We start from the raw sequence: 12,080 nt of genomic DNA, 5'->3' as shown, positions 1-12,080 counted from the left end.
GGTGGGCGGCGTGGTGCTTGTGAGGGGAACAATGCCAGGGACTTGAGCTGCGCAGCCCCTGTCTGCTGACCGTCCACAAAGGACATATGTGCCGCCGGAATGCCCGATTCATCACCATGTGGCCAGGTCTTGAGGTCCGTGCGGGCGCCTGGCTCCGCCCGGGTCCTCCGATCTGGGCGAACCGCACCCGCAGCGCCGTCTTAAGGCCCTGGCATTGCCGTGAGGGGAGCCCTGAGCGCCTCGCGGACCGTGGAAAAGCCACGATCGGGCGAAGCTGCCGGAGCGACGCGTTCGCGGGCGCATTTTTGTCTGGGTGCCTCCTTAAAGTGCGGTTCATGGCAAAGGACGAGCGCGAACAGGCGCGAAGGGTGCTGAGCTTCGCGCTCGACGTGGCGATGCAGATGTTCCAGCAGGGCATCGAAACGGCGGTCATCGTGCGCACGGTCCGCGGGCTGGCGCTCGCGGGCGGCGTCGAGGATCTGCGGATTTCGGTGGGAGTACGGGCAATTCACCTTCAATACTGCCCTGGCGGCGGCGGGGAACCACTGGTGCTGTTCGGGAGCGTGCGGGCGAACGACGCGCGCGACATCGGCCGGATGGGAGATCTGGAGGCGCTCGCGGTCCGCGCGGGTGCCGGTACGATTTCGCCTGCCGATGCCGAGCGCGACGCCGAAATCCTCGCTCAAGCGGGGCCGACTTGGCCGTGGTACGTAAGTCTGCTCGGCGGCTGCTTGCTCGCGGCGATGATTTGCCTGCAGGCGAACGGGACTGTGCTCGCCGCGGTGGTGTCGGCCGGGTTGTTCGTCTTCGCCAACCGCGTCGGCTGGGCGTTGAGCACGGTCGGCATCGCGGAGTTCTTCCAGGTCGCGGCCAAGGCGAGCACCGTGCTGGCCGTCGCGATTTCGTTGCTGTCGCTGGGTTTGCTCACCGGGCACGAAGCAGCGAGCCTTTCGGCGGCCAATCTCGTGCTGTTGCTGCCGATTCTGTCGTTGGTGTCGCTGGTGGAGGACGCGGTCGGCGACTTCCATCTGATGGCCGCCGCGCGGATCGTGACAGTGCTGCTGCTGACCGGGGCGATCGCGACCGGGGTGATGGTCGTGGTGTCGGTGGCGAACGACCTCGACATCCTCGGCGAGGCAAGCCGCGTTTCGCTCGCCGCGCTGCCGCTCGCGCTGGTCCCGGTGACGGCGCTGGTCGGTTCGCTGGGAAACGCGATCCTGATGGGCACTCCGATGCGATGGTGGCTGCTCGCCTGCGGGGCCGGACTCGTGACGTCGCTGGTGAACTGGACCGGACGCTCGGCGCTGGGCCTGTCCGCACCGGTGTCGATTTTCCTCGCCACCACAGTGCTCGGCGTCCTCGCCGGTGCGGCGGCCCGGATCTTGAAGGTGCCGACCGCGGTCGTGACGATCCCCGGTTTGACCGGCGCGGTTCTGCCGGGACCGGCGATGTATCTGAGTTTGTCGCAGGTTTTCGCTCGTGTCCCTGGTGCGTGGGATGCGGTGGCGGAGGCGATCGTGTCGACGGCGGCGATCGGTGTCGGCGTGGTGCTGGGCCTGCAGCTCGCGGCGTTGCGCCGACCGGCTGCGGCGATGCTGGGCAAGCCTCGCCGCGAGCAGGCGGGTCCCGGTGCCTGGGAGAAAGGGGGCGAACGGCGGGAATTCCGTTGAGGCACTGGCCGGTGCGGCGGCCCGAGCCTTGCTGCCGACCGCGGTCGGGTCGATTCCCGGTTTGACGGGCGCGGTGGTGCCGGGGCGTGCGATGTATTTGAGTTTGTCGCAGGTTTTCGCTCGTGTCGCTGGTGGTTGGGATGCGGCGGCGGCGATCGTGGCGATTGGCGTCGGCGTGGTGCTGGACGCGAAAACCCGCTTGGCCGGTTCGGGCATCGCGTTCCTCCGAGGGTTGATCAACTACGTCCGGCAGCACAACCTGGACGTCCGTGACCAGCGAGGTGCTGTTGGGCGAACACCAGCGCGAGCAAATCGATCCCGGAGCCCGGGAGAAAGGGGGTGAACGACGGGAATTCCGCTGAGGAAAAGGAGATCCCCGCGCTGCTCAGCGCGGTGCGCGAGCGACACCGGAGGGAGAACCGGCCACCGGGGCCCATTATCTAGGGGGTGGCAGTGATCCCGTTGGTGCGTAATGTCGGACTGGTCACGCCGCACATCTAGCCCTGGGGGGGCCGTTGAGCGAGTCCGAACGCACTCTGGTCGCCGCATTGCGTACGTCGCTGAAGGAGAATCATCGGCTCAAGGACGAGAACCGGCGGCTGCTCGGAGCGGCCGCGGGAGCGGAACCGGTCGCGATCGTCGGCGCGGGATGCCGGCTGCCGGGCGGGATCGAGACGCCGGAGCAGTTGTGGCGGCTCCTCTCGGACGGCGGCGACGCGATCGGCGGGTTCCCGGACGACCGGGGTTGGGACGTCGAGCGGCTTTACGATCCCGAAGGGGTCCGGCCCGGGTCGATTTCCGTGCGGGAAGGCGGATTCCTGACCGGTGCCGGGGAGTTCGACGCCGGGCTCTTCGGGATTAGTCCCCGCGACGCCCTCCTGATGGACCCGCAGCTGCGGCTCCTGCTGGAAACCGGCTGGGAATCCCTGGAGCGGGCCGGAATCCCGCCGCGTTCGCTGGGCGGCAGCCGGACCGGCGTGTTCACCGGCGTGATGTACCACGACTACCCGGGCAGTTTCGCCGCGTCCGGAATGGTGTCCGGCCGGGTCGCCTACACGTTCGGGTTGCAGGGCCCCGCGATCACGGTGGACACAGCCTGTTCGTCGTCGCTGGTCACGGTGCATCTGGCTGCACAGGCGCTGCGTGCGGGGGAGTGCGAACTCGCGCTCGCGGGCGGGGCGACGGTGATGTCGACGCCGCGCACCTTCGTCGAGTTCAGCAAGGACGGCACGTTGTCTCGCGGCGCGCGGTGCCGGAGTTTCGCCGAGTCCGCCGACGGAACGGCGTGGTCCGAGGGCTGTGTAATGCTGGTGCTGCAACGGCTTTCCGATGCGCGCCGATCCGACCGCCCCATCTTGGCGGTGCTTCGCGGGAGCGCGGTCAATTCCGACGGGGCGTCGAACGGCATCACCGCGCCGAACGGTCCGGCGCAGCGCCGGGTTATCAAGCAGGCGCTGGCGTCGGCTCGGCTGTCGGCCGCGCAGATCGACGTCGTGGAGGCGCACGGGACCGCCACGCCGCTCGGGGATCCCATTGAGGCGCAAGCGATTCTGGCGACGTACGGTGCGGACCGGAGCGGCGGGGCTCCGCTGCGGCTCGGGTCGTTGAAGTCCAATCTCGGGCACACGCAAGCCGCGTCCGGTGTCGCTGGGCTGGTGAAGTTGGGGCTCGCGTTGCGGCACGAGCTGCTGCCCAAGACCTTGCACGTGGACGCGCCCAGCAGCCGGATCGACTGGTCCGCCGGCGAGGTCGAGCTGCTGACCGAGGCGACGCCGTGGCCGCGTGGGTCTCGGCCGCGCCGGGGTGCGGTATCGAGTTTCGGGCTGAGCGGGACGAACGCTCACGTTGTGGTGGAGGAAGCTCCCGCACCCGCCGAAACCGCTGCGGGCGATGGAGTGGCGGTGCCGGTGGCGCTCAGCGGGCGCGATCTGGCGGCCCTGCGGGCGCAGGCAGACCGGCTGGCCGAGCGGGTGCGGGAGGAGCCGGATCTCCGTCCGGCGGACGTCGCTTGGACGCTCGCGACCGGCCGCACCCACCTGGAACACCGCACGGCTGTCGTCGCGCGCGATCGGGACGAACTGCTCGCCGGACTGGAAGAACCGTCCGCCCGAGCGGCGCGTGGCGAGGGGCCGTTGGCGTTCCTGTTCTCGGGCGCCGGTTCACAGCGGACAGGCATGGGCGAGGAACTGGCCGCCGCGTATCCGGTGTTCGCCGCCGCTTATGCCGCTGCTTGCGCGGAACTCGATCGACATCTGGACCGTCCGCTGCGGGAGGCGATCGGCGGCGCGCTCGACGAGTTCCGCTACAGCCAGGCGGGGTTGTTCGCGATCGAGGTCGCGTTGTTCCGGCTGGCCGAGTCGTGGCAGCTGCAACCGGACGTCCTTTGCGGACATTCCGGGGGCGAGCTGGCGGCCGCGCATTGTGCGGGAGTGCTGACGCTCGCGGACGCGGCGGAGCTGGTCGTCGCGCGGGCGACGCTGATGCAGGCCCAGCCGCGCGGCGTGATGGCGGCGATCGAGGCGGAGCCGGAGGAACTCGCTGGGGAGGCGGTCGATGTCGCGGCGAGCAACCATCCGCGAGCGGTTGCCGTCGCTGGGGAGGCGGTCGATGTGGCCGCGGTCAATGGTCCGCGAGCGGTCGTCGTCTCCGGGGAGGAAGCGGCGGTGCTGGCCGCCGTCGCCCGGTTCTCCGCTGCGGGGCGGCGCACCAAGCGGCTGGCGGTCTCGGTGGCCTGCCATTCGCGGCTGATGGATCCGGTGCTGGAGCCGTTCCGCGCGATCGCGGCGCGAGTGACGTACGCCGAACCCGCGCTGCCGGTCGTCTCCACCGTGACTGGCGAGCCGATCGACTCCTTCGACGCGGACTACTGGGTTCGCAACATCCGCCGCACGGTCCGGTTCGGCGATGCGGTCCGCACGCTGGAGAGCCAAGGCGTCACCCGATTTCTCGAACTTGGCGCGGACGGGCCGCTCACGGCGCTGCTTCCGGACGCTCCGCTGGCCGTCGCCGCGCTGCGCCGGGGCGTGCCGGAGGACGTCGCCATCGCCGAGGCGATCGGGGCGCTGCACGCCGACGGCGTAACCCTGGACTGGGCCGCAGTTCTCGCGCCGCGCGAAGCGGGGTTCGTGGACCTGCCGACCTACGCCTTCCAGCGGGAACGCTACTGGCTGTCCGGTTCGGCCGAGGCGGGCGACCTGTCCGCGACCGGGCTCGAAGCTGCCGGGCACCCGTTGCTGGGGGCCGCGGTTCCGCTAGCCGACGGCGACGGATTCCTGTTGCACGGCCGGATTTCGGTCGCCGCGCAGCCGTGGCTGGCCGGACACGCCGTCGGCGGCTCAGTGCTGTTTCCCGGCACCGGGTTCCTGGAACTCGCCCTGCGTGCCGGTGAGGAGTCGGGAGACACGCGCGTTCGCGAGCTGACCGTGCACGCGCCGTTGGTGCTGGCGGCCGACGGGGTCCGGGTTCAAGTCCGGGTCGGTGGGGCTGATGAGGCTGGGGTGCGTCCGTTGAGCATCCACGCGCAGACGGGCGACGCACCCTGGGTGCGGCACGCCGACGGTGCGCTGGCTCCGGCTGGCCCGGCGCCTGAGACCGCTCCGGCTTGGCCGCCTGCCGGGGCCGAGGAGATCGATCTCGACGGGATGTACGAGCTACTCGCCGAGCGCGGTGTCGAGTACGGTCCGTTGTTCCAAGGGCTGAAGACCGCTTGGCGGCGCGGGGACGAGGTGTTCGCCGAAGTCGCGCTGCCGGAATCCGCGGTGCTGGATGCCGCTGAGTTCGGCCTCCACCCAGGGCTCGCCGATTCAGCTCTGCACGCTGTCGGCCTCGGCCCGGCTGCCGGCGCGGGGACGCTGCTGCCGTACTCGTGGTCCGAAGTGGACTTGTGGTCGCCCGGCAGCTCCGAGCTTCGAGTGCGGGTGAAACCGTTGGGGGAGAATACGGTCTCCCTGTCCTTGTCGGACTGCTCGGGCCATCCGGTGGCCACGATCGGTTCACTGGCGTTGCGGCCGGTCACCGGCGTGCGGCGGGCTCCCCGCTCAGGATCGTTGCTCCGTCCGGAATGGACCGAATGCACCCTGTCCGGCGGAGCGGCGGAGGACGTCCAGGCTTTGGTCGTTTCGCCGGGATCTGACGCCGCGGCGGCACAGCGCGAAGTCCATCGGATCCTCGCCGCGTTGCGCACGGCGCTCGCGGACGACCGGCGGATCGTGGTGATCACCCGGCACGCGGCCGGACTGCCCGGTGAACCGGTCGACCTGGCCGGTGCGGCGGTCGCCGGATTGATTCGCTCCGCGCAGACCGAACACCCAGGCCGGATCACGCACCTGGACACGGACGCGCCACCGTCCGACGACTTGATCGCCGCTGTGCGCGAGCCAGCCATTGTCGTGCGTGACCATCGAACCCTGACCCCGCGTTTGGTCGCCGTCGAAGCCGCCGACAGTGCGGAGTGGGGTCCGGGACCGGTGCTGATCACCGGCGGGACCGGGCAGCTCGGCCGGTTGGCGGCCGAACACCTAGTCCGTCACCACGGCGTACGGAAGCTGGTGCTGGCGAGCCGGACCGGCCGGGGCGGGGACGACGTCGCCGCCGAACTGGCCGCGCTCGGTGCGGAGGCCGACGTGGCGGTCTGCGATCTCGCCGACCGATCCGCCGTCGCCGCGCTGCTGACCGCGCACCCGGTCACCGCGATCGTGCACGCGGCGGGAGTCCTCGCCGACGGGATGCTCACGTCGTTGACCGCGGACCAGGTCGACGCGGTGTTCGAGGCCAAAGCCACCGCCGCGTGGAATCTGCACGAACTCGCCGGTGACGTGGACAAGTTCGTCCTGTTCTCGTCTGCGGCAGGCCTCCTCGGCGCGCCGGGCCAGGCGAACTACGCGGCAGCGAACGCGTTCCTCGACGCACTCGCCCAGCACCGCCGCAGCCTCGGACTGCCCGCTCAATCACTGGCCTGGGGGCTGTGGAACTCCGACGAACGCACCGGCGGTCTCACCGCTGAAGCAGGTCTGGCGCTGTTCGACGCGGCCCTCGCCGACCCGGCACCGGTACTGGCCCCGCTGCGGCTCGACGCGTGGCGTGGCGACGACGTCCCGCCGCTGCTCCGCGGCCACGTGCGGACCACCCGGCGCGCAGGCGGTTCCGCCGCCGGACGACTGCGCCGCACCCCACCTGCCGAGCGCCGGGAGCGGTTGGCGGAACTGGTCGGCGCGCAGGTCGCGGCGGTACTCGGACACAGCGCGACCCTTGAACCCAGCCGTGCGCTGCCGGATCTCGGTTTCGACTCGCTCACCGCGGTCCAGGTGCGCAACCGGCTCGCCGAACTGACCGGCCTGACTCTCGGCGCGACCCTGGTGTTCGACCATCCGACGGTCGCGGACCTGGCCGAATTCCTGAACGAGTCCTTTTCGGACACTCCGGCCGAGCCTTCCGCTCCGGTGCCGGCGGATCCGGTCGCCCGGCTGTTCGCCGAGGCAGTAGCGGCGGGTCGGGTGCCAGATGGCGTCGCCCTGCTGGGGGCCGCGGCGAATCTGCGCGAGTCGTTCAGCACGGCGATCGGGACATCTCGGCCAGTACGGCTCGCCGAGGGGCCACAGCGTCCCGCGCTGCTGTGCGTGCCCTCACCGGCCGCGATGACCGGTGCCGTCCAATATGGACGCTTGGCCGCGCCGTTCCGCGGCGACCGGCGCGTCTGCGTGCTGTCCCTGCCCGGCTTCACCGCGGACGAGCCGCTTCCGGCCGACCTCGCCACGCTCGTCACCACCCTCGCCGGCCAGGCGCGCGAAGTGGCCGACGACGAACCCTTCGCGCTGCTGGGATATTCGTCCGGCGGGTTGCTGGCCGAAGCTGTGGCGGCGGAACTGGCCCGCACCGGCCGTGCCCCGGCGGGCGTGTGCCTGCTGGACACCTACGAGATGGGCGGCCCGGCCGAGAACGCCGTTCACGCGATGGCCGGGGAAGTGCTGTCCCGCGAGGACGAAGGCGGGTTCGACCGGGCGCAGCTGACCGCCATGGGCCGCTACCTCGGCCTTCTGGCCGCCGCGGGACCGCCGGACATCCGGGTTCCCGCGGTGCTGCTGCGCTCCGCCCGCAGCTTCGGGGACGTGGCGGGGACGGCGTGGCAGACGACGTGGTCGCGAGCCGACCGCGGGGAAACCGTGCCCGGGGACCATTTCAGCATCGTCGCCGAGGACGCGGAGAGCACGGCGTCGGCTGTCGGGGCGTGGCTGGAATCCGTGGCAGAACCGATCGTGGAAACCGTTACCGGACTTGGGAGTTCGTCGTGAACACTGAAGTGTGCCCGTACCCGTTCGCACCGTCGGCGCTGGCGGTCGACGCCCGGTACGGCCAGATGCGCGAGCAGCCTGGAATGAGCCGGGTGCGGCTGCCGTACGGCGGCGAGGCCTGGCTGGCGACGCGATACGAGGACGTGCGGGCCGTGCTGGTGGACCGGCGGCTGATGCGCAGCCTGACCGTCGGCAAGGACGCGCCGCGCGGGACCGAGGCGATCGAGAGCGAGAGCTCGATCATCACGATGGACCCGCCGACGCACTCCCGGCTGCGCCGGCTCGTCGCGGCCGCGTTCACCCCGAAACGGGTGGAAACGCTGCGCCCGCGCGTCCAGGAGATCACCGACGGCCTGATCGACCGGATGATCGAGCAGGGCCCGCCGGTCGACCTGGTGTCGTCGTTCTCGATCCCGCTGCCGATCACCGCGCTGTGCGAGCTGCTCGGGGTGCCGCAGGAGGATCGCGAGAAGGTGCACACCTGGACCGACACGATGCTGATGCTCAGCGGCGACGGCTCGGACCACACCGCGATCATGACCGCGCAGCGCGAACTGTGGGGTTACATCGCCGGTCTGGTCGCGGAACGCCGGGAAACCCCCACCGACGACCTGATCGGCGCACTGGTGCGGGCCCGCGACGACGAGGGCAGGCTGACTGAGGGCGAGCTGATCGACCTGTCCGGCGGCATCCTGGCAGTCGGGCACGAGACGACCGCGAACCACATCTCCAACCTGCTCTACACCCTGCTGACGAACCCGGACCAGCTGGCCCGCCTGCGCTCGGATCCCAGCCTGATGCCGTCGGCGGTCGAGGAGTTGCTGCGGTTCGTCCCGCTCAGCGCGAGCGCCAGTTTCGCGCACATCGCCAGCGAGGACGTCGAAATCGGCGGCCAGCTGATCCGCAAGGGCGAGGCGGTGTTCGCCGACGTCGACGGCGCCAACCGCGACGCGACCGTGTTCGAGTGCCCGGAGGATCTCAACCTGGCCCGCCCGCGCAACCACCACGTCGGCTTCGGCCACGGCCCGCACCACTGCCTCGGCGCCCAGATGGCGCGGCTGGAACTGCAGGTCGCGTTGGGGACGCTGCTGGCGCGGTTCCCGGATCTGGGGTTGGCGGTGGACGCGGCCGACGTGCCGTGGCTGAGCGCGCGGCGGCAGCGGGGGCCGGAGCGGCTGGAGTTGACTTGGACCGAGGCGTTGCCCGCGCAGTGACGGGTTTGCCAAGGTTCGTGAGGGGAACCCTGACGGAATCAGAGTCATCAAGCCGCGCGACCTCGGTCCGCTGACCGTCCACAAAGGACGAAAACGGCACCGAAATGCCCGATTTGCCACTATGTGGCCGCGTCTTGAAGTCCGTGAGGGACTCCTTGAGGGAATCAGGTTCCCTCAAGGAGTCCCTCACGGACCGCAACCCGGCTTCCGCTGCGGGGCCACAGCGACGTGCGTTCACCCGGATCGAGCCAGCTGAGCTGCGGGAACGCGCCGGAAGCACGTCCGCATCACAGCCTGAAGTTCCTGGCATTGGGAATCAGGGTTCCCCTCACGGACCTCCGCGTCGCGAACCGCGGCCGGATCTCGGCGGCGTCACCAACCGCTGCGATAGAAGCTCCGCGACACGTAACTACTCGCCTCCGCAGCTCGAACCGCGCACAGTTCCTCCTTTACCGCCCGCGCCTGCTTGACCAGCGGGTCGTCCCCAGGCGCGAGCGCCAGCAGATCGATCACATGCAACGCCTCCTGCGCCCGCCCGTCCGCGCGCAGCCGCTCGGCGTGGTCGAGCACCGCCTGCTTGTCCGTGATCGCCTCGGCCCGGGCGGCGGCCGCGGCGTCTGGGCGGGACGGGTGCAGGGTCGTCGGATTTCCGTCCCACCAGCCGGTTTCCGAGCGGACGATATCGCGGACGATGTACTCCCGGTGCCCGTAGTGCTCGCGCATCCACGGCACGTCGAACAGCTCGGCCGGGTACAGGAGGTCGTGCACGATGTCGTCTGCTCGCCGGCCCCGGTTGAGCTGGTCCACGACCGCGCTCCGCAGCCACCGGAGGGCGGCGGCGGTCATGGTGAGCTGCCGGACCGGATCCTCGCGGATGACGGGGCCGAATTCCGGCACCAGGACAGCGGGGTTCAACGCGGCGAGGCGATCCAACGTGTCGGCCCAGCGGACGGTGTCGCGCATGGTGCGCATCGGCGTCCCGATGTTGGGGATGCCGTTGATCACCGCCGCGCTCCCGTACAGAACCCGCTGGGACGGCAGCCACACGGCGGTCACGTCGTCGGTTTCGGACGGGGCCCACAGCAGCCGGACGTCCGGGGCCAGGGTCATCGCTTCCCGGTAGGTCTGGTCGGGGAAGGTGACCGGTGGCGGGGCCGTCAGGTCGGCCATCGGACGGCGGAACTGCCGGGTGTTGATGTGGTTCTGCAACCCGGCGGTCTCCAGATACCGCCGGTAGCGCCGGACGACGTTCTCGTGCGCGACGACGGCCGGGCGGCGTTCGCCATGGGCAGCCGCGTAGTCGAAGAACCCGGGTACGCCGTAGTTGTAGCCGAGATGGCCGTGGCTGTAGACGATCCAGCGCACCGGTTCGCTGAGCTGGTCCAGTACCGGCGCGACGAGGTCCGGAGACGGGCCGGTGTCGACCACGACGAGACCCGAGGGAGTTTCCACTGCCAGGCTGTTGCCCTGCAGGCCGATCGAGCGGACGCCGGGCGCGACCTCGGTGATCTCACCGGTGCCGTGGAGCGGGTTTTTGGTGTCTTGGAAAGGCATCAGCTGACCACCTCGGTGCGGAGTCCGAGCCGCCGCGCGGTGCGGTCCGGGTTGACGAAGAACATCGCGAGCAGACCGCCCACAATGGACAGCAGACCGCTGATCGTGAAGGCGAGCGTGAAGCCGCCCTCGGGCGACGAAGCGGCTTGGATCAGCCGCCCGGTGAGGTACGGGGCGAGCAATCCCGCCGTGGTGACCAGCCCGACGCTGATCGACAGCACCGCGCCGCGCTGCCGGGTCGGGCTGATCTCGGCGTTCATCGTGACGCCGAGCGCGAACATGACCCCGCCGAGGCTGAACGCGACGGTCAGCAACGCGATCTGGAACCAGCCCCCGGTGTGCGGGAACAGCAGCATCGCGAGACCGGAAACGAGCACCGCGATGCCGCCGAGCACACCGCGGGCGACCCGGCTCGACACTCCGCGCCGCATCAAGCGGTCGCTGAGCGCGCCCTGGGCGAGATTGAAGACGACGGACGCGATCCACGGCAGCGCGACCAGCGTCCCGGTGGTCACCGTGCTGTAGTGCAACGCCGTCTCGAGGTAGTGCGGCACCCACGCGACCAGCACGGAAAGCGCCCAGTACGCGGCGAAACCGGCCAGGAAGCCGCCGAGCCACGTGCCGCTCAGCAGGATTCGGCGGTAGGGCACGCGGGGTTCGTCCGCTTCGGTCTTGGCCTCGTCCGCGTGCACGGACGCGGTCCCCGCGACCTTGCCCTCCCGTCCGAAGATCGCCCACAGCAACGACCACACGAGGCCGACGACAAGCAGCGCGAAGAACGCCCACCGCCAGCCGTAGCCGACGATCAGCGCCGTCAGCAGCGGCGACGCCAGCGCCACGCCGATGCCGGAACCGGCGTTCAGCAACGCGCTCGGCAAGCCGCGTTTCTCGTTGGGGAACCACTTGTACGCCGCGTGCATGGCCAGTGGATTCGCCGGTCCTTCGGCCGCGCCGAGGACGATCCGGCTGACCAGCACCGCGCCGAACCCGACGGTGCCGAGCATCGGGGCCTGGGTCAGCGCCCAGACGACGCCCAGCACCAGCAGGATCCACTTCGTCGGCACGCGGTTCGACACGAAGCCGACCACGATCGCGGAAATGCTGAACAGGAAGTAGAACCCGCTGCTGATCAGGCCGTACGCCTCGGGCGTCAGGCCGAGATCGTGCATCAGCGGCTTCGCGGCGAGCCCGAGCACGGCCTTGTCCGCGAAGTTGATCAGCATGAACACCAGCAGCAGCCCGGTGACGACCCAGCCGCGGGCGCTGGTGCCGCGGGTGCGCCGGCGGGCGGCGGTTTCGGCGGGGAGGGCGGGAGCGTTCATCGTGGGGTCCCCATTTCAACGTCGTTGTCGGAC

Annotated in this window: 5 protein-coding genes; 3 read left to right on the top strand and 2 right to left on the bottom strand. The window is 70.3% G+C overall.

All coding sequences use genetic code 11. From position 1 onward, the window contains the following. Nucleotides 1–335: 335 nt before the first annotated feature. From ABZX37_RS01725 to ABZX37_RS01715, 3 genes are all read left to right on the top strand, one after another. Nucleotides 336–1,670, top strand: a complete 1,335-nt coding sequence (locus ABZX37_RS01725; protein ID WP_354735049.1) for a threonine/serine exporter family protein — start codon at nt 336–338, stop codon at nt 1,668–1,670. Between the two features lie 515 nt (nt 1,671–2,185). After that, nucleotides 2,186–7,957: a type I polyketide synthase gene (locus tag ABZX37_RS01720; RefSeq protein WP_354735048.1), complete on the top strand. Its 5,772-nt coding sequence runs from the start codon at nt 2,186–2,188 to the stop codon at nt 7,955–7,957. Beyond that, the gene (locus tag ABZX37_RS01715; RefSeq protein ID WP_354735047.1) at nt 7,954–9,171 is read left to right on the top strand and encodes a cytochrome P450; all 1,218 of its coding nucleotides are present in this window, start codon (nt 7,954–7,956) and stop codon (nt 9,169–9,171) included. Before ABZX37_RS01720 ends, ABZX37_RS01715 begins: the two co-directional genes overlap by 4 nt. Nucleotides 9,172–9,543: 372 nt before the next feature. On the opposite strand, the gene ABZX37_RS01710 is transcribed toward ABZX37_RS01715, so the two are convergent. After that, entirely contained in the window at nt 9,544–10,725 is a 1,182-nt protein-coding gene (locus ABZX37_RS01710) for an alkyl sulfatase dimerization domain-containing protein (RefSeq protein WP_354735046.1), read from the bottom strand. Further along, on the bottom strand, nt 10,725–12,047 hold the full coding sequence (locus ABZX37_RS01705) for an MFS transporter (protein WP_354735045.1): 1,323 nt from the start codon (nt 12,045–12,047) through the stop codon (nt 10,725–10,727). The genes ABZX37_RS01710 and ABZX37_RS01705 overlap by 1 nt, the downstream gene beginning before the upstream one ends. Nucleotides 12,048–12,080: the final 33 nt, after the last annotated feature.

The organism is Amycolatopsis sp. NPDC004079, assembly GCF_040610415.1.
GTDB classification, from domain to species: domain Bacteria; phylum Actinomycetota; class Actinomycetes; order Mycobacteriales; family Pseudonocardiaceae; genus Amycolatopsis; species Amycolatopsis halotolerans.
The sequence above is the reverse complement of the archived record's forward strand: the minus strand, read 5'-3'. Positions and strand labels throughout refer to the sequence as shown.